General features: G+C 55.2%; 23 protein-coding genes. 8 read left to right on the top strand and 15 right to left on the bottom strand.

What is annotated here, in order from left to right:
* Nucleotides 1–138: 138 nt before the first annotated feature.
* On the top strand, nt 139–1,473 hold the full coding sequence (locus ACFOWX_RS03915; protein WP_381421504.1) for a dicarboxylate/amino acid:cation symporter: 1,335 nt from the start codon (nt 139–141) through the stop codon (nt 1,471–1,473).
* A gap of 9 nt (nt 1,474–1,482) precedes the next feature.
* Here the strand turns inward: ACFOWX_RS03915 and ACFOWX_RS03910 are convergent, their stop codons facing one another.
* The 7 genes from ACFOWX_RS03910 to ACFOWX_RS03880 all read right to left on the bottom strand — a co-directional run bounded on the left by ACFOWX_RS03910 (nt 1,483) and on the right by ACFOWX_RS03880 (nt 8,457).
* Entirely contained in the window at nt 1,483–2,061 is a 579-nt protein-coding gene (locus tag ACFOWX_RS03910) for a L,D-transpeptidase family protein (protein ID WP_381421502.1), read from the bottom strand.
* Entirely contained in the window at nt 2,051–3,340 is a 1,290-nt protein-coding gene (locus ACFOWX_RS03905) for an adenylosuccinate synthase (RefSeq protein ID WP_381421500.1), read from the bottom strand. The genes ACFOWX_RS03910 and ACFOWX_RS03905 overlap by 11 nt, the downstream gene beginning before the upstream one ends.
* A gap of 80 nt (nt 3,341–3,420) precedes the next feature.
* Nucleotides 3,421–4,542 (bottom strand): ATP phosphoribosyltransferase regulatory subunit, encoded by a 1,122-nt coding sequence (locus ACFOWX_RS03900; RefSeq protein ID WP_381421498.1) that lies wholly within the window; start codon nt 4,540–4,542, stop codon nt 3,421–3,423.
* Between the two features lie 42 nt (nt 4,543–4,584).
* Entirely contained in the window at nt 4,585–6,168 is a 1,584-nt protein-coding gene (gene serA / locus ACFOWX_RS03895) for a phosphoglycerate dehydrogenase (protein WP_381421496.1), read from the bottom strand.
* Between the two features lie 138 nt (nt 6,169–6,306).
* On the bottom strand, nt 6,307–7,434 hold the full coding sequence (locus ACFOWX_RS03890) for a phosphoserine transaminase (RefSeq protein WP_381421494.1): 1,128 nt from the start codon (nt 7,432–7,434) through the stop codon (nt 6,307–6,309).
* 116 nt (nt 7,435–7,550) lie between these two features.
* Nucleotides 7,551–7,868: a PepSY domain-containing protein gene (locus ACFOWX_RS03885; protein WP_381421492.1), complete on the bottom strand. Its 318-nt coding sequence runs from the start codon at nt 7,866–7,868 to the stop codon at nt 7,551–7,553.
* 4 nt (nt 7,869–7,872) lie between these two features.
* On the bottom strand, nt 7,873–8,457 hold the full coding sequence (locus ACFOWX_RS03880) for a protein-methionine-sulfoxide reductase heme-binding subunit MsrQ (RefSeq protein WP_381421490.1): 585 nt from the start codon (nt 8,455–8,457) through the stop codon (nt 7,873–7,875).
* Between the two features lie 85 nt (nt 8,458–8,542).
* Here ACFOWX_RS03880 and ACFOWX_RS03875 point away from each other — a divergent pair, with 85 nt between their 5' ends.
* Nucleotides 8,543–9,196, top strand: a complete 654-nt coding sequence (locus ACFOWX_RS03875) for an extensin-like domain-containing protein (RefSeq protein ID WP_381421488.1) — start codon at nt 8,543–8,545, stop codon at nt 9,194–9,196.
* A gap of 37 nt (nt 9,197–9,233) precedes the next feature.
* Entirely contained in the window at nt 9,234–10,106 is an 873-nt protein-coding gene (locus tag ACFOWX_RS03870) for an LOG family protein (protein ID WP_381421486.1), read from the top strand.
* A gap of 1 nt (nt 10,107) precedes the next feature.
* Here ACFOWX_RS03870 and ACFOWX_RS03865 read toward each other — a convergent pair whose 3' ends face one another.
* Both ACFOWX_RS03865 and ACFOWX_RS03860 read right to left on the bottom strand, forming a co-directional pair.
* Nucleotides 10,108–10,467, bottom strand: coding sequence for a c-type cytochrome (locus tag ACFOWX_RS03865; protein WP_381421484.1), 360 nt, complete (start codon nt 10,465–10,467; stop codon nt 10,108–10,110).
* Between the two features lie 29 nt (nt 10,468–10,496).
* Nucleotides 10,497–11,183: a c-type cytochrome gene (locus tag ACFOWX_RS03860; RefSeq protein WP_381421482.1), complete on the bottom strand. Its 687-nt coding sequence runs from the start codon at nt 11,181–11,183 to the stop codon at nt 10,497–10,499.
* A gap of 182 nt (nt 11,184–11,365) precedes the next feature.
* Here ACFOWX_RS03860 and ACFOWX_RS03855 point away from each other — a divergent pair, with 182 nt between their 5' ends.
* Nucleotides 11,366–12,271, top strand: a complete 906-nt coding sequence (locus ACFOWX_RS03855; protein ID WP_381421590.1) for a prephenate dehydratase — start codon at nt 11,366–11,368, stop codon at nt 12,269–12,271.
* Between the two features lie 163 nt (nt 12,272–12,434).
* Nucleotides 12,435–14,318, top strand: a complete 1,884-nt coding sequence (sppA, locus tag ACFOWX_RS03850) for a signal peptide peptidase SppA (RefSeq protein WP_381421480.1) — start codon at nt 12,435–12,437, stop codon at nt 14,316–14,318.
* 20 nt (nt 14,319–14,338) lie between these two features.
* Here the strand turns inward: sppA and ACFOWX_RS03845 are convergent, their stop codons facing one another.
* From ACFOWX_RS03845 to ACFOWX_RS03835, 3 genes are all read right to left on the bottom strand, one after another.
* Complete coding sequence (locus ACFOWX_RS03845; protein ID WP_381421478.1) at nt 14,339–14,653, bottom strand: hypothetical protein; 315 nt, start codon at nt 14,651–14,653, stop codon at nt 14,339–14,341.
* A 1-nt stretch (nt 14,654) separates the two neighbouring features.
* On the bottom strand, nt 14,655–15,194 hold the full coding sequence (gene ppa / locus ACFOWX_RS03840) for an inorganic diphosphatase (protein WP_381421476.1): 540 nt from the start codon (nt 15,192–15,194) through the stop codon (nt 14,655–14,657).
* 86 nt (nt 15,195–15,280) lie between these two features.
* Nucleotides 15,281–17,215, bottom strand: a complete 1,935-nt coding sequence (locus tag ACFOWX_RS03835) for a M61 family metallopeptidase (RefSeq protein ID WP_381421473.1) — start codon at nt 17,213–17,215, stop codon at nt 15,281–15,283.
* 110 nt (nt 17,216–17,325) lie between these two features.
* Between ACFOWX_RS03835 and hisS the strand changes: the two genes are divergently transcribed.
* Together hisS and prfA are read left to right on the top strand one after the other, a co-directional pair.
* Nucleotides 17,326–18,576 carry a histidine--tRNA ligase gene (hisS, locus tag ACFOWX_RS03830; RefSeq protein WP_381421471.1) on the top strand — a complete coding sequence of 417 codons (1,251 nt, stop codon included), beginning with the start codon at nt 17,326–17,328 and terminating at the stop codon, nt 18,574–18,576.
* Nucleotides 18,573–19,655 carry a peptide chain release factor 1 gene (prfA, locus tag ACFOWX_RS03825; RefSeq protein WP_381421469.1) on the top strand — a complete coding sequence of 361 codons (1,083 nt, stop codon included), beginning with the start codon at nt 18,573–18,575 and terminating at the stop codon, nt 19,653–19,655. The genes hisS and prfA overlap by 4 nt, the downstream gene beginning before the upstream one ends.
* A 623-nt stretch (nt 19,656–20,278) precedes the next feature.
* Here prfA and ACFOWX_RS03820 read toward each other — a convergent pair.
* The gene (locus ACFOWX_RS03820; protein WP_381421467.1) at nt 20,279–20,821 is read right to left on the bottom strand and encodes a hypothetical protein; all 543 of its coding nucleotides are present in this window, start codon (nt 20,819–20,821) and stop codon (nt 20,279–20,281) included.
* 47 nt (nt 20,822–20,868) lie between these two features.
* Between ACFOWX_RS03820 and ACFOWX_RS03815 the strand changes: the two genes are divergently transcribed.
* The gene (locus ACFOWX_RS03815; protein ID WP_381421465.1) at nt 20,869–21,606 is read left to right on the top strand and encodes a TlyA family RNA methyltransferase; all 738 of its coding nucleotides are present in this window, start codon (nt 20,869–20,871) and stop codon (nt 21,604–21,606) included.
* 208 nt (nt 21,607–21,814) lie between these two features.
* Here ACFOWX_RS03815 and ACFOWX_RS03810 read toward each other — a convergent pair whose 3' ends face one another.
* A complete protein-coding gene (locus tag ACFOWX_RS03810; protein WP_381421463.1) occupies nt 21,815–23,452 on the bottom strand; it encodes a hypothetical protein in 1,638 nt (545 codons plus the stop codon).
* On the bottom strand, nt 23,449–25,146 hold the full coding sequence (locus tag ACFOWX_RS03805; RefSeq protein ID WP_381421461.1) for an Hsp70 family protein: 1,698 nt from the start codon (nt 25,144–25,146) through the stop codon (nt 23,449–23,451). Before ACFOWX_RS03805 ends, ACFOWX_RS03810 begins: the two co-directional genes overlap by 4 nt.
* Nucleotides 25,147–25,161 lie beyond the last annotated feature (15 nt).

Raw genomic sequence — 25,161 nt, 5'->3', positions numbered from 1 at the left:
AAGCTTCATAGTTTCAATTGTGACTAGAGGCAGGCCATAGTTAAATGCTACTCGCCCACACGATGTTGCCGTTGCGTCAAAGCTCAGCTAAGCATTGGCCCTAGCATATATTGCACAGAAAAAGGGACTGGGGAGCATATGACAACCACCACCGCAAATGGCGAACACCAAATAGGCCATAATCGCCTTCAATGGCAGATGCTGGCGGGCTTTGCCACAGGACTGTTGCTTGGCCTTGCGGTGTATAGCTTTGCCGGCGGTGCGCAATGGGTCGAATATGTTGTCACCTATGTCACCAACCCGATTGGCCAGATTTTTCTGCGCTTGCTATTCATGCTTGTCATCCCGCTGTTATTTTCCGCACTGGTTGTCGGCGTCGCCGAAATGGGCGAGGCAGCGGCGCTGAAAAAAATCGGTATCCGCACACTGGTCTATACGGTTGTCGTTTCTTCCATCGCCGTGGCGGTCAGTTTGACGGTGGTAAATGTCCTGCAACCGGGCGCAGGTGTTGACCGGGCAGCGGCGCAAGAATTACTGGTTCAAGGGCAAGAGGGTGCAAAGGGTATTGTCCAAAAATCCGCCGAGACCCCGTCCGGTGTCGATGCTGTTATCAATATCGTGCCCAGCAATTTCATCACAGCGATGAGCCAGAATGATATTCTGGCGGTGATGTTCTTCGCCTTGTTTTTCGGCATCGGACTGTTGCTCACCAATAGCCCAAATACCGAAAAGCTGAAACAAGGGATTGAAGCGGTTTTTGAAATCTCAATGAAGCTGATCGGTCTGGTTATCCGATTGGCGCCGATTGCGATATTCTGTTTCATGTTCAATCTGGCATCTCAATTTGGGTGGGAGATTATTGAAAAACTTGCCGCCTATGTCGGCGTGGTGCTCCTTGCTCTTGCCATTCAGATGTTCGGAGTGTTTCCGATCATCCTGAAATTTATCGCGCGAAAGTCCCCGATCGCATTTTTCAGCGAAACCCGCGAAGCTTTCGTAATGGCTTTCTCCACCGCATCATCCAATGCCACGCTGCCCACCGCGCTGCGCGTGGCCAAAGACCAGTTGAAGCTTCCCGAAAAAGTATCGCGTTTTGTCCTGACCATTGGGGCCACCGCCAACCAAAATGGCACCGCGATGTTCGAAGGGGTGACGGTCCTGTTCCTCGCGCAGTTTTTTGGCGTTGACCTCACTTTGCAGCAGCAGCTGTTCGTTATGCTGATCTGCATCTTGGGCGGGATTGGTACCGCTGGCGTGCCCGCAGGTTCGCTTCCTGTTATCGCCCTGATCCTAGCAGGCATCGGCGTACCGCCAGAAGCATTGGGCCTGATTTTGGGTGTCGATCGCTTGCTGGATATGTGCCGCACCACATTGAATGTGATCGGTGACTTGGTGGCCGCGCAGGTTATTTCATCGCAAACGCTCGCTGCGGAGGCCAAGGCAGGACTGGGGGCAGAGGCAGGGCCCAGCTAACGCGCGACCCTATGGCTGAATGATGATTTTGGTGCCATCGGGCACCAGTTTCCATATCTGCGCAATTTCAGCATTGCTGAGCGCGATACAACCATCGGTCCAATCGCGCGCTATCACCGGGTCGTTATAGCCATTGGGTTGCCCGTGAATAAAAATATCGCCGCCCGGATCCTTGCCCTGCGACTTTGCATAAGCGCGGTCGGCGGCATTGGGATAGGAGATGCGCAGAGATAAATGATACCGGCTGGCTGGATTGCGGCCATTGATGCGATATTCGCCTTCGGGGGTTTTTTCATCGCCCTCAAACTGTTTATGCCCGGCTGGCGCATCGCCAAAGCGAATGCCAGAATAGCGGGCAATTTCGGTATCACCGTCATATAGGATCAACACACGGTCGCTTTTATCGACGATTATCCGATTGGCCTTCACGCCATCAGCAACCACAGGAAGGCTGGTCGGAGATGTCGCTGGAGCTGCGGGAATGGCCATGGCGGGCTTATCGGCTTCTTGTGTCTGGGGTATAGGCTGTCCCTCGGCGCAGGCGGCCAATGACATGGCGATCAGCGCGCAAGGCAGCTTAATCCGCAAAGGGATCTCTCACCAAAATAGTATCCTCGCGCTCGGGCGATGTGCTGACACAGGCCACGGGGCATTCAATCAATTCTTCGATACGCTTGACATATTTGATCGCTTGCGCGGGCAAATCGGCCCAGCTGCGTGCGCCTGCGGTCGTACCCTGCCAGCCTGGCATTTCTTCATAGACTGGTTCAACTTTGGCCTGATCCGCAGCATGCGGCGGCAGATAGTCATATTCCCTGCCATCCAAACGGTAGCCGATGCAGATTTTGATCGTCTCCAGCCCATCCAATACGTCAATCTTGGTCAGTGCAATGCCCGATACGCCCGATACCGCACAGCTTTGTCGCACCAATACTGCATCAAACCAGCCGCAGCGGCGTTGCCGTCCGGTGACCGTGCCAAATTCATGTCCGCGCTCACCCAGTCGCTGCCCGACATCGTCCTGCAACTCGGTAGGGAAAGGTCCTGATCCCACGCGGGTCGTGTAGGCCTTTACAATACCCAAGACATAGCCAACGCCAGACGGACCAATGCCGGTGCCGCTCGATGCCGTACCCGCAACCACATTCGAACTCGTTACAAACGGATAGGTGCCATGGTCAATGTCCAGCAACACACCCTGCGCACCTTCGAACAATATCCGCTTACCCTCGCGCTTTGCTTGATTCAGCGTGCGCCAGACCGGCTTAGCAAAGGGCAGGATAAAGGCGGCGATATCCCAAAGGTCATCCAGCAAGCGTTGCCGGTCAATCGGCTGTTCGCCAAATCCTTTACGCAGCGCGTCGTGGTGCGCACAAATCCGATCAAGCTGTGGTCCCAAGTCATCAAGATGTGCTAGGTCACACACGCGGATCGAACGCCTGCCCACCTTATCTTCATATGCAGGGCCAATGCCGCGCCCTGTGGTGCCGATCTTGCCGCTTCCTGCAGCCGCTTCGCGCAAGCCATCGAGGTCACGGTGAAAAGGCAGGATGAGGGGAGCATTTTCGGCAACCTGCAGATTTTCAGGGCTGATTTCGACGCCCTGACCTTTTAGCTTGGCCACTTCATCGCGGAAATGCCAGGGATCGAATACCACGCCATTACCGATCACCGACAAAGTACCGCGCACTATTCCGCTGGGCAAAAGCGATAATTTATAGACATTATCTCCAATGACCAGCGTATGTCCGGCATTATGGCCGCCCTGGAATCTCGCAACAACATCGGCTTTGCTCGACAGCCAATCGACGATTTTGCCTTTACCCTCATCGCCCCATTGAGCGCCAATTACCGTTACGTTAGCCAAGTGATTTTCCCTGCAATAAAGTTCCGCCCGTCCCTAGTGCGGAGCACAAGATTCGTCCAGCATTACCGCGCCGCATCCTTTCACTCGGTCGGCACGGCCCTGCCATTATGCAATATATGCCCGCAGCCCAGCCGCCGCGCATCATCATGTCCGTCGAGCGCCGCTATCGTTATCCAGCCTTCACCGCGCAGCCGCGCCGCCTTTGCTGGGTCCGTGCCAAGCGGCAGGAATAACCGTTTATCTTCATCAGCATCCAAAATCCCGTCCATCAGCGGGTCGGGATAGAGGGAGAATCCGGTCGCGGCCTCTTCGCTGCCATCATCGCGGGTAATGGTATAGGTGCCGCCCCGGCCGAGCGCGGCTGCATGACCGCGTGCAAACAAGGTAAAGCCAAACCAGCTTTGATATTCAAATCCGTGCCTTTCGGTCGGATCAAGCGTGATCGTTGCTCGGCCCTCTAACCGTTCTGCAATCTCCCGCAGCCCCGCAATACGCGACGACAATAGCCCATCACTATCAATCGCCTCCAGCTTTGCTGCTGCCTCTGCAAAAGGTCCTGTTGCCTCCAAAAGCGGCAGATAGGCCTGTGCGCCCAGCGCAGCAAGGCCGCCTGCATCTTTCATATCAAGCTCTGTGCGGACAGCATCAATTTTTTCGGACGGCAGCGGTAACGCATCCTTGGCCAGCAGCTCGACCAAATCAGGCAATGTGAAATCCGCGATAATGTCTTTAACGCCCGCAGCCTCCAGCGCTTCGATGGCAACTGCGACGATTTCACTGGCCGCAGCGACACTGTCATTGCCAATCAGCTCCGCGCCCAATTGGGTGATTTCCCGCTCTGGCCTCAGCGGTGCTGCTTTCAAACGAAGCACATGACCGCGATAGGACAGGCGCAAAGGCCGCGCCGCATCAGCGAGCCGGGTCGTCGCAATGCGCCCCACCTGCACCGTAATGTCACCGCGCAATGCCAGTGTATGCCCGGATACCGGATCGCTGAACCGCAGCAACCGGTTACGCATCATACCGCCGCTGCGCGCTGCCATGGTCTCTTCAAATTCGGCCATGGACGGTTCTACCCGGCCATAGCCATGGCTTGCCAAAACATCGAGCATGGCACGGGTCAGCTTTGCGGCCGAGGCAGCATGAGGCGGCAAACGATCCCGAAAACCTTCGGGCAATAGGTCGGATGGTATGTTGGTCATAGGAACTTAGCCCTCTCCCCCGAGGAGAGAGGGCTGTCAATGTTAAAACTTAAGCGCCTTTACCGTCTTCACGCCTGCCAGCTTACAAACATCGTCGAGCACCGGCTGCGGTATTTCCGAATCCATAGTAAGCAGCAAGATGGCCTCACCGCCCGCATGGCGGCGGCCCAGCTGGAATGTGCCGATGTTAAGGCCAGCTTTGCCGAGTGCCGTACCCACGCTGCCGATAAATCCGGGCGCATCTTCGTTAACGATATAGAGCATATCGCCGGTCAGCTCTGCCTCCATGCCGATGCCGAAAATTTCAACCAGGCGCGGCGCATTGTGACCGAACAGCGTTCCAGCGACCGATTTCGGTCCTTGCTCGGTTTCCACGGTCACGCGCACCAATGTCTGAAACGCGCCTTCGCGTTCGTGGCGCACTTCGCTGACTTCCAAACCGCGTTCTTTCGCTAGGAACGGCGCGTTGACCATATTCACCGTGTCGGAATATCGGCGCATAAAACCAGCCAGAACCGCTCCAGTAATCGGCTTGATATTCAACTTCGCCGCCGCACCTTCAACCTCAATCGCGATCTTGGTCAAATTGCCATGCGACAATTGCCCAACCAGCGAGCCAAGCTGTTCAGCAAGCGCCATGTAAGGTTTCAACTTCGGCGCTTCTTCTGCACTCAGGCTGGGCATATTGAGCGCATTCGTAACCCCGCCATTGACGAGATAATCGGCCATCTGCTCGGCCACTTGCAAAGCAACATTGACCTGCGCTTCATTGGTCGATGCACCCAAATGGGGCGTGCAGATGAAGCCCGGGGTGCCGAAAAGCGGTGATTCCTTGGCAGGCTCCGTTTCAAACACATCCAATGCAGCACCGGCGACATGGCCGCTATCAAGCGCCGCTTTCAATGCCGCTTCGTCGATCAATCCCCCGCGGGCACAATTGATAATCCGCACGCCCTGTTTGGTCTTTGCCAGATTTTCCTTCGACAGGATATTGCGCGTCTGATCGGTCAGCGGCGTGTGCAGCGTGATGAAATCGGCCCGGGCGAGCAGATCGTCCAACTCGACTTTTTCAATGCCCATTTCAACCGCGCGATCCGCAGTCAGGAAAGGGTCAAAAGCCACGACCTTCATTTTCAGTCCCAGTGCGCGGGTGGCAACGATACCGCCGATGTTCCCGGCTCCGATCAGGCCCAAGGTCTTACCGGTCAGTTCCACGCCCATGAAGCGGTTCTTTTCCCATTTGCCCGCCTGTGTTGACGCGTCGGCCTCTGGAATTTGCCGGGCCAGTGCAAACATCATGGCAATGGCATGTTCCGCCGTGGTGATGCTGTTGCCAAAGGGCGTGTTCATCACGACGACGCCTTTGGAGGAAGCAGCAGGAATATCGACATTGTCGACGCCGATACCGGCCCGGCCAATGACTTTCAGATTGGTCGCCGCATCAAGGATAGCCTGCGTCACTTTGGTTGAGCTGCGGATGGCGAGGCCGTCATATTCGCCAATCCGCGCCATCAACTGTTCAGGCGTTTCGCCGGTAATCACATCGACGTCACAGCCGCGCTCTTCAAATATGCGGGCTGCGTTGGGATCCATGCTGTCGGAAATAAGTACTTTTGGTTTTGTCATGATTTGGTTCCTTGGAACAAAAATGGAGATAATGATAATCCGTCATGCTGAACTTGTTTCAGCATCTATTCTGCATCTTAAACCATTGGTCTGAGAGGACGGATGGACCCTGAAACAAGTTCAGGGTGACGGTATTTTTTAGGACCGCGTTGTGTGATAGGCCCAATCAAGCCACGGACCGAGCGCTTCGACATCGGCGGTATCCACCGTCGCCCCGCACCATATCCGCAGGCCAGCCGGCGCATCGCGGTATCCGGCAATGTCGTAAGCGGCATTTTCCGCCTCCAGCAATCCGGCCATTTTCTTGATGAAATCGGCATCTGCGCCTTCAACGGTCAAGCAGACCGACGTGGTTGAGCGGGTCGCTTCATCCTTCGCCAAATGGCCCAGCCAATCGTGGTCGGCAACGATTTTGCCAAGCGCTGCGGCATTGGCATTGCTCCGCGCCATCAAGCCGGAAAGTCCGCCAACAGACTTTGCCCATTCCAGCGCAAAAATCACATCTTCGACCGCCAGCATGGACGGGGTATTGATCGTCTCACCTTTGAAAATACCTTCGGCAAGCGCGCCTTTCGACATCAACCTGAATACCTTTGGCAGCGGCCATGCGGGCGTGTAATTTTCCAACCGCTCGACGGCGCGGGGGCCAAGGATGATGACACCATGCGCGCCTTCGCCGCCCAAAACTTTCTGCCAGGAAAATGTGGTAACATCCAGCTTATCCCAAGGCATATCATAAGCGAACACCGCCGAGGTCGCATCGTTGAAAGTTAAACCTTCACGATCATCCGATATCCAATCGCCGTTCGGGACGCGCGCACCCGACGTCGTGCCATTCCAAGTGAAGACAACATCATGGCTGAAATCAACTACACTCAAATCGGGTATCTCGCCATATGGCGCATTCATGACGTTGGCGTCCAGCTTTAGCTGCTTGTTCACATCGGTGACCCAGCCTTCGCCAAAGCTTTCCCATGCCATCATGGTAACCGGGCGAGCGCCGAGCATGGTCCACATCGCCATTTCAATCGCACCAGTGTCAGATCCCGGAACAATACCGATGCGGTGGGTGTCGGGCACTTGCAGCACTTCGCGCATCAGATCGATCGCAAGCTGCAAACGCGACTTGCCGATCTTTGCGCGGTGCGAGCGGCCCAGTGATTCAGTGCTGAGTTTGGAAACATCCCAGCCCGGCGGTTTTGCACAGGGGCCAGAGGAAAACTGAGGACGCGCAGGACGCACGTCTGGCATAGGTAACTTAGTCATAAAACGCTTCTCCTTACAGAGAGCTCGCGCGGCGTTGGGACCGCGTGGCCCGCCGCCGCCAATAAAGACAGCGGCGGTTTAGTCAAGCGTTATGGGATAGGCCGCGCTATTTTTGATCAATATCCCTTTTTGCGAAACAGCACTTTACCGCGCTGTGCCACATAGAGTTTCTCCAGCGATACCGGGTGGAAATAGGCTTCTACCCGCTGACCTTCAGGGGTCGTGCCATACACTTCATAGCAACCGCCATCGACTTTTGATTTACGGATTTGCCAGCCTTCTTTTTTCAACTTGGCCTCCAATTCGGCACGTGGTTTCCAACCCGATTCGGGACCGGCCTTACACGTAATCGCGCCTGTGGCATGGGCCGGGCTCGCGCTGAATGTTGCGATGGCGGCGGCAGCACAGATGGAGAGGATGAGGTAATGACGCATAGATTTAAGCTCCTGCTTTATAGGGGATTTTGAAATTGAAAATACGGGCTGCATACAGCAGCATTAACGGCGTGAAATGAATCCAAGCTTCCACCGGACTGCTATGCACCCACAGCCAATGCAAAAGCGTCAACACCGCCGCTGGATAAACCAATCGCTGCAGCTTCTTCCAACCCGCCTTTAACCGGCGCATCGATAGATTATTGCTGCTGAGCGCGATAGGCAGCATGATGAAAAGCGCCGCCCATCCGGTCCAGATACCCGGCAGCAGCACTTCATCCCAAATCGCATCCCATGCGCCCATATCGGTCATGTAAAAATACAGATGAAACAGCGCATAGATAAATGCCGCGACGCCCAACGCCCGGCGCCTTTCCAGCATCCAACGGAGCCAAGGCTGCAAACCAGCAACTGCAATGAATGGGCCGATCATCATCGCCAATATCATCCAGCGCGCGGCCCATTCGCCGCTATGCGCGGTTGCTTCCATAAAGTCGGCTGAACCATTCGCCAGACGCAGCAATAGGAACATGCCCGGCACAGCCAGCACGGCCCAAAAGAATATTTTGTTATTGAGAACCATTCTCATAAACATTGCGATAATGAGTTGTGCGGATGCGGTCAATGACGAAATTCTTAGGTTTATATTAACCATCCTTCATGAATATCACCCTATGGCAAAATTATTGAAAACCATTCCGATTTGCGCCGCCGTCCTTGGCCTGTCAGCTTGTATTCCATTCAGCGAGGCTCCAAAATCAAGCCGTAGCAACAGCGCATTTTCCTCTCCCGATGCGCGACTATGTCTGAGCAATTTGGAACGGGCAAAGATCAGCTTTGCAGCTTTACCAGACACACAATATGGCGGCGGTTGCCAAGCCGTCAATTCGGTTCGCTTGATTGATTTTGGCACGCCGACATCCAACCTGGGTCCGATGACCTGCAATCTTGCCAGCGGCTTTACCGGTTGGGCCCGTGATGTGGTCCGGCCGGCGGCGCGCAAGTATCTGGGTTCCGATCTTGCCCGTATCGAAACATCGGGCACCTATAGCTGCCGCCGGGTGAGCGGTAGCGGCAATCTATCGCAGCACGCATCGGCCAATGCGGTTGATGTATTTGCCTTTGTGACCAAAGACGGCAGGCGAGTTACCGTATTAAATGGCTGGAATGGCGACAGCCGCGAAAGCAAGTTCCTGCGGCAAATTCACGCCGATGCGTGCGGCCGGTTCGGCACCGTTCTGGGCCCCCAATATAATCAGCAACATCGCAATCATTTCCACCTCGATATGTCGCCCTCACGGCTGAACGGCAATTCATATTGCAGATAGATATTGCAGCCATGTTCCGATCCGCTATCACAGGGTCATGACAAATAAAGACCTAAAAGAGCGCCATTTCTACCGCGCGAAACAAGAAGCCAGCTTTGCAAAAGAAAAAGCATTGCAAACGCCGCAGACGCAAAGCGATGCTTATCAGCTAGCATTTCAGGACACAGAATTTCTGCTCCGCGAAGAATTGCGGCCCGTGCGGTTCCAGCTCGAATTGCTGAAACCTGAAATGCTTTTGAATGAAGCGAAAATCGCGTCGACATTGGTGATTTACGGCTCGGCGCGGATTCCAGAGCCGGCGAAGGCCGACGAATTGCTGGCCCAAGCCACCGACGAGCGCAGCAAAATTATTGCGCAGCGGTTAAAGGATAAATCCAAATATTATGACGAAGCGCGCAAGCTTGCCCGGCTCGCCAGCGAATGCGGCATCGTCACCGACGAAGGTGAGCGGCATTTTGTCGTCTGTTCCGGCGGCGGCCCGTCAATTATGGAGGCAGCCAACAGGGGCGCAGATGATGCCGGTAAAGAGTCGATCGGCCTCAACATCGTGCTGCCCCATGAACAGGCTCCCAATGGATATGTAACCCCGGATTTAAGCTTTCAATTTCACTATTTCGCGTTACGCAAAATGCACTTTTTGATGCGGGCACGCGCGTTGGCGGTATTCCCCGGCGGTTTTGGTACGTTTGATGAATTTTTCGAAACTTTGACGCTGATTCAGACCGGCAAGATGGAGCCACTGCCCATATTGCTTTTTGGCAAGGATTTTTGGAACCGGGTGATCAATTTTGAGGAGCTCGCGCTTGAAGGCACGATCAGCCCGGATGATTTGAACCTGTTTCAAATGGTCGACAGCGCCGAGGATGCCTGGAGCATCATTCGCCGTTTCTACGACCTGCCCTGCGGATAAGTTACTTTAATTCGGAGAGGTAGGCGATTAACGCCTTGCGTTCTTCTGCGCTGCGCACACCCGAAAAGGCCATTCGGGTTCCCGCCACGGCGCGGGCCGGCGATTCAATATACGCGTCCAAAGCGGCTTCATCCCAAATGCCGCCTTTATTGGCCAGCGCCTGCGAATAGCTAAATCCCGGAACCGATGCAATTTTGCGGCCCACTATGCCATGCAGGTTCGGGCCAAGTCCATTTGCACCACCCTTTTCGATGCTATGGCAAGCGGCGCAGCGTTTGAAGACTGTCTCGCCCGACACAGCGGCAACATCGGCTGAACCGGAACCACCGTCTTTCTGCCCGCAAGCAGACAGGGTTAGCATACCAACCGCAAGAACGGCGTATGAACGCATTATTTTTTAGCAGCTGGCTCTGCGCCCGCCGGTGTGGCGGCAGCTGGAGCTGGAGCTTCTGCTCCGGCAGGAGCAGCGGCTGGCGCTTCCGCGCCTGCTTTAGCGTCCGCAGGTGCAGCAGCTGCGCCGTCAGCAGGTGCAGGCTCGGCTCCGGCGGCAACGGGCGCAGGCAATGGCAGGTTGGAACCTTGGCTATTCAAATACACAATCAAATTCGCGCGATCTTCGGGTTTACCCAAACCAGCGAAGCTCATTTTTGTGCCGGGCGCATATTTTTTCGGGCTGGTCAGCCATTTATTCATGCCTTCAAAATCCCAGACGCCGGGAACAGATTTCAGCGCATCACTGTAAGCAAAGCCGGGCGCATGGCCATGAGTTTTCCCCAAAGCTGCCCATAAATTAGGACCAATACCATTTGCGCCGCCCTGCGCAATAGTGTGGCAGGCAACGCATTTCTTAAATACTTTCTCGCCCTCGGCTACGTCCGCCGCAGCGAGCAAATTCGCGAGCGGCACAGCAGCTTCACCGCCGCCTTCCGATGATTCGACGCCTTCAGGCGCATATCCCTGCTCACCCACTTTAGGCGTTTCGGCATGGAAAACTTCGCCAAAAGCAATGGATAGGCCCAACGCGGCAATACCCGCACCCAATACCCAGCCAGCGATTGTGTTGCTACGATCATTCATCGAATTTCAGCCCCATAGGTCTTTGCGGACCAAAAAATAAACGGTCCTTTGGAAATTTACCCCGTCCCTCTAATGCCCCTTCAAATGCCGCGCAAGAGCCGATTACGTCATATCTATTGCAAAAGCTGCAAATGATAAACCGGCTTGCCCCCCGCAACCGCCTGCCCTATCGCCCGCAAATTATGGAAAGCTATCCGAAACTTGCGTTAGAACACGTACATGAAATGACGGCAATCGCCATGCGCGATCCCGCTAAAGCCGTGAGTTTTCAGGGCGCGCCCGGTGCCAATTCGAATATCGCGGCGCTCCAATATGACGCCCATTGCCTCCCCCTGCCGTGTTTTTCATTTGAAGACGCGATTGACGCGGTCAAGGATGGGCGGGCATCGCGCGCGATAATTCCAATCGAAAACAGCCTGCATGGCCGCGTCGCCGATATCCATTTCCTGCTTCCCGAATCGGGTCTGTTGATCATTGCCGAACATTTCATGCCGATCCAACATTGCCTGATGGCCAAAGATCCGCAGGCAAAGCTGACCAGCGCCGTCAGCCACCCGCAGGCGCTGGGCCAATGCCGACATTATCTTCGCGAACATAATATTATCCCGATCGCTTTTGCCGATACCGCTGCTGCGGCGGCGCTTGTCGCTGGTAACAATGATCCGGGCGCGGCGGCCATTGCTCCCCCCACCGCCGCCAAGCTATATGGTCTGCACCCGGTCACCGACAATATTCAGGACGCCGATCATAATACGACACGCTTTGTCGTGTTAGCCAAGGACGAGGCGCTCAAGCCGGTTCGCGGCGCACAGGATGATCAGATCTGGATGACCACTTTCATTTTTGAAGTGAAGAATATCCCGGCGGCTTTGTATAAAGCTATGGGCGGCTTTGCGACCAACGGCGTCAATATGACGAAATTGGAAAGCTACCAACATGGCGCCAGCTTCTCTGCCGCTGAATTTTATGCCGATATTGAGGGCGCACCGGGCGATGCAGCCGTCGACCGGGCCTTGGCCGAGCTTGCCTTCCACTGCAATACCGTTCGGATATTGGGCACCTACCGCCAAGAACGCAAGCGCGGGTAAGCACAAAGCCGCGCCCGGCACAAAAATAGCAAAGCCTGTTTTACGGGCACAATTACGCCACGCCAAAGAAGGGAGAATCGACAAAGAATGTCGTTGATCGAATTGCCCTAGCTTTTGCGCACCTATTTCTTACATTAGCAGCAGATTAAGCAGAGGATATGAAATGCAGTTTGTCAGGGGCGCTTGGAAAATATTGGTGGCATTGAAGGATGGATTGGCGTTGCTTTTCCTTATCCTGTTTTTTGCGATGTTGTTTGCGCTGTTAAAAAGTGCGCCCAACCCTGCCAATGTGCGCGACGGCGCTCTGCTGATCGATATTGACGGTTTTATCTCGGAACAGCCCGCTGCTGTTGATCCCATAGCTACGCTGCTGTCTGGACAGGCACCGGTTGGTGAATATCGGCAACGCGATATTATTCGGGCATTGAAACTGGCCGAAACCAATGACGAAGTTAAGGCCGTGGTGTTTGATCTTGACGGATTTCTGGGCGCCGGACAGGTAAGCTTATCCGGCATTGGCGATGCCATTGACAGCGTCAAAAAATCAGGAAAGCCTGTCTATAGTTACGCAACTGCCTATAGCGATGATGGATATCAAATTGCCGCTCATGCCTCGCAAATCTGGATGGACCCGATTGGCGGCGTGGTTGTCACTGGGCCCGGCGGAACGCAGCCTTATTATAAGGGCTTGCTCGATAAGCTGGGGATTAAAGCCAACGTATATCGCGTCGGCACCTATAAAAGCGCGGTGGAACCATTCATCCGCAGCGACCAGTCTACGGAATCCAAAGAGGCATTGAAGGCCGTATATGATGAGATATGGGGCGAATGGCGCCGCGATGTGGCGGCCGCTCGCCCGGCGGCGCAACTCGACAATTTGATCAATGATCCAGCCGCCGCCATCGAAGCGGTGCAAGGCGATTTGGCTAAGCTCGCCATCGACAATAAACTGGTCGATAAGCTGGGTGACCGGATCGCATTCGGAAAATTTGTTGCCGAAAAAGCAGGAAAAGACCCAGCGGAAACGCTTGGTGGATATGCATCAACGCCAATGAATGCGCTGCTGGCCGCCAACGCCCCTGACGATAGCGGCGACCCGATTGCGGTTGTTACCGTGGCCGGAACAATCGTCGATGGCGAGGCTGGCCCCGGCACGGCAGCTGGCGATACGGTTTCCGACCTGATTTACAGTGCAATCGAAAATGACGATGTAAAAGCTATCGTGTTAAGAGTGGATTCGCCCGGTGGTTCAGTCTTGGCCTCTGAAAAAATTCGGCGCGCGCTCGAACGGGCAAAGGAAAAGAAGCTGCCCGTGGTCGTATCCATGGCCAATTTGGCGGCGAGCGGCGGATATTGGGTCTCCACGCCCGCCGATGCGATATTTGCTGAACCTTCAACCATTACCGGGTCAATTGGCATTTTCGGCGTCATCCCCAGCGGTAAGGAAGCGCTGGCCAATATTGGCGTGAATGCCGATGGCGTCAAAACGACACCTCTGGCGGGTGAGCCGGATGTATTGAACGGCTTCAGCCCCGATTTTGATCGTTTTGTCCAAAGCACGATTGAAAAAGGCTATCGCGATTTTTTAAGCCGCGTCGCAAAGTCCCGCAGCAAGTCGATGGATGAAGTGGACGCAATTGGCCAAGGGCGCATTTGGGCCGGCGGAACCGGGCGTCAAATCGGTCTCGTTGACCGGTTAGGCGGAATTGATGACGCGCTGGCCGAGGCGGCAAAGCGGGCGAAGCTGGCCGATGGCAAATGGTATCCCTCTTACATCGAACCGCAAGCCGACTTCCTCAGCGCATTTTTGGGTGCGGAGACGCAGCGAAGCATGGCTGGCGCGCCCCAGGATCTGTTTGCCCGAGCGGCATGGGAAAGGCAGCAACAATGGGCCCGCATCCAGTCCGATCTGCAACTGTTAACCGGCGTCAGCGGAGCGCAAGTCAATTGCCTAGAATGCGGCGCGTTGGCGGGCACTCCCGTGCTGGCTCCTACCGCCAAGGCCGACAGCGGATGGCTCAGCTTTTTTGCAAAACTCGCGGGATAGGCAGGGCGAACTTCAGGCGGTCAGCCTGCCTTTATCGCGCAGATAACGCCGGAGCTTGACACGACGCCCAATATTTCAGGGTCTTGAAGCGATTTTGTTTTTTTCACAAATTGCTCAATGGACAATTTTTGCCCATCGGTTTCTTTCAGCTTTTTCAAACCGCGCAGCTTATTGAGCTGCAACAGCGATAGCCGGTCCACCATCCGTTCGGCCATGCAGGCCGAAACTGGTTTTGATAGACCGGCATCGATCAACGCATTTTTGATCCGCGTTTCGGGCGTGGCACAAGCCGAGAGACCCTGTGTCGCAGCGCAGACCAAAAATAGCTTTTTCATATCAAGCCTCTTTGGCTTCTTTGGCGCGCTCGATTGCTTCCAGTACGACGCGGCGTGCTTCATCGGCATCACCCCATTTACCGACCCGCACCCATTTTTCGGGTTCCAAATCTTTGTAATGGGTGAAGAAATGTTCAATTTGCTGCATCACGATTTCTGGCAAATCGCTGCCTTCACCAATTTTCCGGTAGTAAGGGAAAGTGGCGTCAATCGGCACGCAAAGCAGCTTTTCGTCGCCGCCATGCTCATCTTCTAAATTGAGCACAGCGATCGGCCGGCACCGCACGACACAGCCCGGCATAAATGGGGAGCGAGCGACCACCAGCGCATCCAACGGATCGCCATCGGGCGACAATGTATGCGGGATAAAGCCATAGTTGGCAGGATAGCGCATTGGCGTATGCAAAATCCGGTCCACGAACAATGCGCCAGATTCCTTATCAAATTCATATTTTACAGGTTCCCCGCCAACGGGAACCTCGATCACAACATTCAGATTTTCAGGCGGGTTAACGCCAACGGGGATAAGGTCAATACGCATGGGAGAGATGCCTTTTGTCAGGGTGGTTTATAATTTCCACGCCCTCTAATCTATCCGCCCTCTAACCGAAAGGGGAAAATTGACCTTTATTTGCGGCGAGGCAGCAGCAACCTGTCCAACAGCTGCTCTCCTTTCGATACCGGCTCCAAATGCGGATAGCGCAGGCCGCCAGCATAATTTATATCCACCGTCCGAAATCTTTTATCGCGCTCTATGATCAATCGGATAGGGGTTTTGCCATCCTTCGCCGCTGCAATGGCGTCTGTCATCCGGTCGTTGCTATAGGCCATATCATTGACCGCGACGATTTTGCTGTCGGTCACGATACCTTGGCGAAAGGCTTCTCCGTCCCAGATCGTCGATTCCACTCTACCGGTTTTATCGACATACATCCCAAGGCTGTAGGTCAGGTCAAGCGATCCATTTTCCGCCACCCGCTCCTTGTCAACGATGTTCGGCGTTTCTTTGAATACCAGCCGGTATCCGCCTTTTTCAACACCGCCCAGCGGTGCAGCCTGGTCCGGTTGGCGCAGCCTGGTGTCGAGAAACTTCTCCCAATCATAAGGCTGCACCGCGTTCAATGTGCGGACCACCTCGTCAAAATTATAGGTCACGGTCCCCCAGTCGCCGTCCTTAATTCCAAAGAAAGCCAAGGCAAAATCATCAAGCGACTTTTTCCCGCCCGACAATTGCCGGATGGTCATATCCGCCTCCAGCCAGACCAGCGAACCTTCATTATAATAATCCTCTCCGCGCGACCAGCTGCTATTCGGTTTCGGTTTGCGGGCGGCGAATATCGGGTCATGCGTGGTATCTTCGACGCTGCGCCACTGACGCCCGGGTTGGATGGAATAATAAGCCGCGCTGCGCGCCCAATCGGCCAGCACGACTTCCTTGCTTTGAATACCGGAACGACCCGCCAGCACCAAATCCCAATAGCTGGTTTGCCCTTCATAAAGCCAGAGCATGTTATCCTGCATCGGCGTGCGGTAATCGGGCGTCCACATCACATCGCTGCGGCGGAATTTGCCGTTCCAGCTATGCACGAGCTCATGCGGCAAAAGCCCCCGCTCGCTGCCCCTGACATCCCATTTGCTGAAATAGTCGGTGCCACGGGTATTTTCGCTGCTGCGATGATGTTCAAGTCCAATGCCGCCCAATTCCTCGGTCAACGCCAGCAAAAATTCGTAGCGGTCAAAATGCTTCGATCCGAACAGGATGACGGTTTCGTCGACCAGCGCGCGGTGCGCCGCGATATGCTCGGGCTTGGCTGCGTCAATATGTTTGGCTTCATCCGCCCAGATATTCAGCGTAACGTCATTGCCCAAATCCCATTTTTTATAATGGCGTCCGGCAAACATCGGGCTGTCAACCAACGTTTCAAAATCGGTTTCGGCGTAGCGTATCGTGTCGCCCGTTTGCACCGCGCCATCAAGCGCCGCAACCCCGGTCCAGCCCGCGGGCAGCTTTATCGTTGGCCGGACACGGATTGCACGCGTGAAATGGCCCGCCGGATAAAGCGCCACTTGTTCCCATTGCACATTCATCATTTCCGGCGTGATCACGCGGCGGCCCTCGCTGCCCCGGATCGGCGTCAGAAATTGAAATTCCGCGTCGATCACCTTCGTTCCCTTGGGCGCGTCGATATGAAAGGCGTATACCTCAACCGGATCGCGGGTCCATTTCACAGGCTGTCCATCGGCTTTGAAGGTTAGCCCAGTCAATTCCGCCAACGCGCCGCGCGGGCCATGCTTACCTGGCAACCATTCGGGGTAAAGCAGGATCACGGGTTTATTCGGGTCAACGGCGATTGTCTGCTTCACCCGGTATATGGCGCGCGCAATATCGCTGGCGTCGACGTCCAGCACCATCGGCCCGGGCGGAGACACATCGACAGGATCAGGAATCACGGAAACTATAGGCGTGATTTGCGGAGCACTATTTTGCGCGGCCGCAGGCGCAATGGACAACAGGGAGGTGGCAGCGGCGGCGCAGGCGAGCGTCAGGATATTTTTGGTCATGCTGCTTTGTTATGCGCATTTTTCTAATTCAGTCTAGCAACAATATTCTGCCAAATCTTTACATTGACCGGCTTTCGCAGGATCACAAAAGCGGCTAGGGCGTTGGCATTATGAGTAAGATACAGACACCCAACCCAGTGCGCGGGACGCAGGATATATATGGCGAAATGGAAGAGCGTTTCGCTCATGTTGTCGCGACGTTTGAAAAAATCCGGCGGCTTTACGCTTTTAAAGGGCTGCATATTCCGGTCATAGAGCCGACCGCTGTTTTTGCCCGATCCCTAGGCGAAACCACCGATGTGGTATCGAAAGAAATGTATAGTTTTGAGGATCGCGGCGGGGACAGCATTACGCTGCGCCCCGAGTTTACCGCGGGTATCGCGCGTGCTTTCCTGACCAACGGGTGGCAGCAATATGCGCCGATGAAGCTCGCCACGCATGGCCCGCTATTTCGTTATGAACGCCCGCAAAAAGGCCGTTACCGGCAATTCCATCAAATTGATGCAGAGATTATCGGCGCAAGCGAACCAGCGGCGGATGTGGAACTGCTGGTCATGGCGGATCAGCTACTGCAAGAATTGGGCATAGCGGACGGCGTAACGCTGAACCTCAACACATTGGGCGATACACAGAGCCGCGACAAATGGCATAGCGCCCTGGTCGAATATTTCGGCGATCACCGCGACGTGCTGAGCGAAGATTCGCAGCGGCGTCTGGAGACCAATCCGCTGCGCATATTGGATAGCAAAGATCCGGACGATAGGGGCATCAGCTATGCCGCGCCGCGTATCGACGATTATCTGAGCAGCGAGGCACAGGATTTCTTTGCCGCTGTCACCGCTGGCTTGGACGCTGCTGGCGTCGTGTGGGAACGCAATGCGCAGCTGGTGCGCGGGCTGGATTATTACCGTCATACCGCGTTTGAATTCATCACTGACCGGCTGGGCGCACAAGGCACCGTGCTGGGCGGCGGACGATATGATGGGTTGATCGAGCAATTGGGGGGCAAACCAACGGCTGCCGTCGGCTGGGCCGCAGGGATAGAGCGGCTGGCGATGTTGGTGGGCGCGCCAGTGCTGGCTGGCCCCGACGCCGTAGTCATCCCGCTGGGCGACGCGGCGGAGAGCGCAGCTACCGGCATTATCGCTGGACTGCGGCGGGCGGGCATCGCTTGCGATATGGCCTATAAGGGCAATATGAAAAAGCGTATGACAAAGGCCGATGACAGCGGCGCAGCCTATGCCATCATCATTGGTGATAATGAATTGGCAGCAGGTAAGGCGGCGGTCAAAAATCTGGCTAATGGCGAGCAGACCGAAATAGCGCTCAATAAATTGCCCGAGTTTCTGGCCCGCGCATGACCAAAATATCGTCCGAACGTATTGCGCAAATTGAGGCGCGTTTTGCCGAGCTTGAGGCGCGAATGGCGTCGGGTACGATGGAGGGTGAAGCCTTTGTCGCCGCCAGCCGGGAATATGCTGAGTTGGAACCGGTTGCGAATGCGGCACGCCATGTCCGCCGCTTTCGCGCCGAAATCGCTACATTGGAAGTGATGGTTAAAGACAACAGCGCCGATGACGAACTACGTGACATGGCCGTGGATGAATTGCAGGAAATAGCGGCGCAATTGGCCGAAGCCGAACAGCAGCTCGCCATCAAGCTGCTCCCCCGCGACGCCGCCGATGACCGGCCCGCCATGCTCGAAATTCGCGCCGGAACCGGCGGTGATGAGGCGGCCTTATTCGCAGGCGATTTGCTGCGCATGTATGAACGCTATGCCGCTTCGCAAGGGTGGAAGGTGGAAATGATCTCCGCCAATGCCGCCGATCAGGGCGGTTTTAAGGAAGTTGTCGCTTCGGTTAAGGGCAACGGCGTATTTGCGAAACTGAAATTTGAAAGCGGTGTCCACCGGGTGCAGCGCGTGCCGGTGACCGAAAGCGGCGGGCGCATCCACACGAGCGCCGCGACCGTTGCCGTCCTGCCTGAGGCGGAGGAAGTGGATGTCGCGATCAATGACGCCGATCTGCGGATTGACGTTTACCGTGCATCGGGTGCCGGCGGGCAGCATGTGAACACGACCGATAGCGCGGTGCGTATCACTCACATACCCACCGGCCTTGTTGTGATCCAACAGGATGAGAAATCGCAGCATAAGAATAAAGCCAAAGCGCTGCAGGTCCTGCGCACGCGTTTGTTCGAGGCAGAGCGCAGCCGCATACAAAGCGAGGAGGCCGACGCCCGCAAATCCATGGTCGGCAGCGGCGACAGGTCCGAGCGTATCCGAACGTATAATTTCCCGCAAGGCCGCGTGACCGACCACCGGATCAATTTAACGCTGCATAAGCTGCCCGAAATATTAGAAGGCAGCATGGATGAATTGATCAGGGCACTGATTGCCGAGGATCAGGCAGAGCGCATGGCGGGCCTAAACGCCGATTAAGGCCGGGGCCTTGCAATCTATTTATTCTGCTGTGGAAGGAAAGCCGGGACGGGTTGGCGCGAGACCAGTAGCTGCCAACCCGTCCGAAAGGCTTAAAGTGGGGTTGTTGAACAATAGTGTCTATGCAGGGCCTGTGCCAGTTTCGACAGTATACTATTTTTCATAGCGTTAGATGGTTATCAACACGTTAACCAAACAATATGCTGTCAAATTTTCCGACAATTCAGGTGCCACTCGATCCGCTAACGATCCGCATGTTGCAACACAGAAAAAGGGACCGCCGGATTTACACCAACGGTCCCCTTAAACATGGGTCAGCGGTCTGACATCCGCTGCCGGAAGTTGCTATGTGCCGAAAGGATTACGGCCTCGCTCTTTAACGCTGTCCAGCGTGACTTAGCGACCGATCTCCCGAACGGAATTGTCCGACCCCTTAACTGAACCATGAGACATCGGATCACCTCCTTTCGATTGTTGAAGAAAATTTGCTATGTGCATTGGCTTGCCCTCCGCATGACTGTTGTGAATCAGCGGAGTTTTCAAAACAAGACTTGTTTTTTATTTTTTTTGGGGCAAATATCCACGCTTCGCTCGCCGCTGAGGCATGTTTGGTTAGCGCCTATTCACCGGCAATCATCAATAACGCGCGGCACTTCGGACCATATCGGAATGGCGATATGTTTTTGTCCAGCCGCTTCGATGGCGATCCGTCCGCGCGTAAATGCGACGGCATCCAATATAGTATCGGTAGGCGCAAGAGCAACGGCGACATAGGGCGGCGTGCCCCCGGTTGTTCCCGCGCTATAGCTTTTCATCATCGCATGGCTGCGTATGGTGAAGCTTCCCGCCCCCGTTCCGCTTTCATCCGCCCGTGCCAGATATAGCTGCCCGCGTCCGCGATCGCAGCGCAGCGTGACCAGCGCATCGCGTCCGGTTTCACCAAATAACGCAATCGATCCCCGGCCATCCTGCCGGTAAACCCAGCTGCCCGGCGCAATATCCCAATCGAGCCATGATCCCGTAGGCTGCTTAATCCCGGTATCGGCAGGCGCAGAAACCGGCGGCGCGGTGCGCGGGGCGGGCGCAGGCGATGTCGGCGGCGGCGCTGGTACCGAGCAGGAAGAGGCCAGCAATATCAGCGCAAAATAATAGATTCGGGTTTTCATACCTTCATTATGGCCAATTTATTGCGCTTCGGCTAGGCCATGAAATCATGGCGCAAAAGAAAATCCGTCTCGACCAATTGCTTGTCGAACAAGGTCATGCCGAAAGCCGCACCCGGGCGCAGGCCCTGATCATGGCTGGCCAGGTTATGCTGTCGGGAAAAAAGGCGGAGAAAGCCGGGCAGCAAGTCGCGGCGGATGCCGAAATCAGCTTACAGGGTAAAGACCACCCGTGGGTATCGCGCGGCGGGATTAAGCTTGATCATGCGCTGAAAGAATTTGGCATTACTGTCGCGGGCATGACCGCCGTGGATGTAGGCAGTTCAACCGGCGGATTTACGGATGTTCTCCTGACCAATGGAGCAGCACGGGTTTATGCAGTGGACAGCGGCACCAATCAGCTGGCGTGGAAACTGCGCCAAGATGACCGCGTCATCGTCCATGAACAAACCAGTGCGCGGATATTGACCGCCGATCATATTCCGGAACAAGTCAGCATCATTGTGTGCGATGCCAGCTTTATCGGCCTGTCCAAGGTACTGGAAAAGCCGCTGACATTCGCGGCGGACGGCGCACAGTTGATTGCGCTGATTAAACCGCAATTTGAAGCTGGCCGGCAAGAGGTAGGCAAAGGCGGCGTGGTGCGCGACGCGGCGGTGCATGAACGGGTATGCGCCGAGATACAGGCTTGGCTCACCGCAAACGGGTGGACGGTCAAAGGCCTGACCACCAGCCCCATTACCGGACCACAGGGCAATGTCGAATTTTTGATCTGGGCGGAAAAATAGACCGCTAGGGAACGCCCAACAGGCCCGGCGGCGTGTCACAAAATTGCCAAGCTGAGGGTTTGGGCTGACCAGGATGCTTGTATCCGAAGCAGGCTTTGGGATGCCGAGCATATCGCATTGCATGGCAGAACTTACATTGCCATTAAGAGTGCAATGCGCGCATTGCAGCGGCTAAAATTAGGCCCGGTACGGCCAACTGTATGTCAGCCTAAATCGCCTTCATCAATGTGACCGCGTCGGCGCTTTTGCTTTCGGACAAAATTTTGGTGAAGACGATCCACGTTGCACATTCATTTTTCGGCGTGCCCTTGCGCTCAAAAACGCTGCGCACTTCGGCCTCGGACAGCTTTGACTGGTCAATGACCTGCTCTATTATCTCACCGGAGATCGAGAAGCTCTTTGGTCGTTGTTTATATTCAAGCGATGCGTTGGAATAGTAAGTCTTAATGATATGCGCCATCATCTTTTGATCGCGTTTTTTAATCGCTTCAGGAAAGTCAAATTGACGCGGTTGACGGCTTACAAAATCTTGGCACTGCGCGACCCCCAATTTTTGCTGGCTCTGCGCTTTTTCGCTCCAAAGCTGCCAATAGGCCCTTAAATCATCTGCATTTGCTTTGGGCAGCTCTTGATAAACAACCGACGTAGCGGTCTGGTTCAGGGACAACGGACCTTGTCCTGATATATTACCAGCACCTTTTGTTGCGCGCCAATTTATTTCGGCATAGGTTGCAAAAACTGGGGCTACGGCTTTCGCCTCAATATAGCTTAACTCCCCGCCAAATACGGTGCCGAACATCTGCTCCAAATCCGCCTGAGCGGCCGGACTGGAAATGTCGAGCGGGGCATCCGCACCAGAAGGCTTGTTACCAGCGTCGCAGAAACGGGCCAGCGAGATGAGTATCAAGAATACCCACCAATAACTCCACCAGTTTTTGCCGCTTTCTGACGCTTTTTCTGTGCCGGGGGCGAATGTCCCGATTTTCAGCGTTCTTTCCCATTCGGCCACCCGGTCGTAATCAAATGCGGCCTGCAATGAGGGGTGATATCGCTGCGCCGACTGAATCAATTCACGCACTTTTTCGCGAAGGTCTGGGTTGTTTCGCTTTGTTTCAACAGGCGAAGTGAGCGCGGCAAAGGCATCATGTAGCCGGTGCGCAGGGTCAACCAATAAAGTGATCGCCTGATTGGCATCGCGCCGTTCCAATATATCGGCGACTTGCGGCGGAAAATCATAATTATCGGCGGCATTATCCCAACCGAAATAAGCCGGAATTTTATCCAGCATCGGGTCTGATCGCGGGATGGTCGCGGCCATTAAATGTGCCAGCGCAAATTCATAATCACGCGCGTCGTCAATCGTTGCCCGGTCGAGCCAGCCGATAAAATCCTGAGTCGCGGCTTGAATCGTCCGATATTCTTCCTCGCCCAAATTCTGCCCCTGTTTTTCGGGGTCATGCAAAATATCGGCAATGCGGTAATATAGCTCTTCGCCTGTGGGTTCGGTCCAAGGATTTTCAGCGTCGTTCCTTTGACCGGCATCTTCCGCCGGTGCAGATTGCGCCATGTCTCCTGCGGCCTCGGCGCTATGGATGACAACCTTTGGCTCTGCCGCCTCGCTATCATCCCAATCGTCTAGTCCGAAATCATCATCTTCTTCGTCATAGGCGGCATAGCGAACGTAATCCTGCGCCGCTTCATAGGCATCACGCAGCGCCATGAAAGCTGCAGGGTCGGCATCGACATCGATGGTTTTCAGCTTCGCGGCATAAGCACTGCGGACCACTTTCAATTCTTTGCTGGGTTCAATGCCCAATATTGCCCAAAAACCTTGTGGCACGCTCAAAGATACCTTTCGCCTTCAATCCGGTCGAGTTCGGTGACCAATTGTTCGCGAAATTCATCAATCTCCCGCTTTTCCTGACGATCGAGCACGCCCTCATAAGCGAGCAGCAAGCGGCCAACATAATCGCGCTCATCCCCCAATAACGATTCAAAACAGCGTTTCGCCCGCGCCATGACCGCCGCATTGAGGCTGTCATCACGCGGATGGACTTTCATTTTGGCAAGCATAGCGCGCCGCTGCTCCATATCGTCTTTTTCCAATCCCTCACCGCCGAAAATATGCTGTTCCTTCTGCCCGGTTTCAGGGACGGTAATATCGACCTCCAACAATCCGGATACGTCATAGCTGAACCGGCATTCCACTTGCACATGGCCAGCGGGTTTGGGCGGTACCTTAATCTTAATCTCACCCAATTTGACATTGGATGCGACATGACGGGCCTCTCCCTGATACACGCCGAACCGCACTTCGCGCTGATTATCGGCCATCGTGGAAAATACATTCACCTTACTGGTCGGGATGGTGCGATTGCGTTCGATAATAGGCGCGAAAATGCCGCTGCGCATATTGCCAAATTGATCATATTCGGCAACGTCCACGCCCAGGCTGAATGGGCAGACGTCGGTCATGCGAATTTCTTTCAGGTCGCTGTTGCGCGTACGCAGCCCCGCCTGAACCGCCGCGCCCAGCGCAACGGCATGATCGGGATGCAGGCTGTGGTTGGGGAAACGGCCAAACAGCCGCGTCACCGCCTTGCGCACCACCGGCATCCGCGTCCCGCCGCCGACGAGGACAACCTCACTCAATTCCTTCGACCGAATACCGCCATCGCGCAGCGCCCGTAGCACGGGTTCCCGCAAACGGTTGATCAGGCCCTCGGCTTGCTTTTCAAAATCATCGGCGGTCAGCTCGGTTTTATATTCCTCCCCCTGCCACACAAATTTAAAATCGGCGCTGGCATGGTCGCTCAGCGTACGGCGCGCGCGTTCCGCCGCCTCTCGCATCACACCGGCGCAGTCCGGATTTTGTAGCAAGGGCTTTACCTTTTCGCCCAATTGTTCGGCCGCAAGCGCGATCACCGCCTCGTTGAAATCGAGCCCGCCCAGCCGGGGGTCACCGGCCGAAGAGCGCACTTCGATAATGCCGTCGAATATTTCTACGATCGAAACGTCAAATGTCCCGCCGCCCAGATCAAAGACCAGAAAGGGATGTTCTTTTTCCAGCTCATGTATCCCAAAACCCAGCGCCGCAGCAGTTGGTTCATTGATCAACCGGTCGACCTTCAAACCCGCCATTTGCGCCGCTTTTTGCGTGGCGCGGCGTTGCTGTTCATTGAAATAAGCGGGCACGGTAATAACCGCCTCTTCAACAGGCTCGCCCAAAAAAGCCTCCGCATCGGCCTTTATACTGGCCAGGATCAGGCTCGATAAATCCTCGGGCAAAAATTCTTTCCTGCCCAGCTTCACCTTCTCCTGCGTCCCGATCAGGCGTTTGAAGCCGGTGGCTGTGCGGGCCGGGTCTGTGGATTGCCGCTCGCGCGCCGCCATGCCCGTTAGGACATCGCCCTTGTCACTAATACTGACCGCTGACGGGGTCAGATAATCACCCAAGCTATTGGGTATCAATTCTGCCTTGCCATCGCGCCATACCGCCGCCGCGCTGTTCGTTGTGCCAAGGTCGATACCTATTATCATGCAAAACTCCCAAAA

It is taken from the genome of Sphingorhabdus arenilitoris, from assembly GCF_042651485.1.
GTDB lineage: Bacteria > Pseudomonadota > Alphaproteobacteria > Sphingomonadales > Sphingomonadaceae > Sphingorhabdus_B > Sphingorhabdus_B arenilitoris.
The sequence above is the reverse complement of the archived record's forward strand: the minus strand, read 5'-3'. Positions and strand labels throughout refer to the sequence as shown.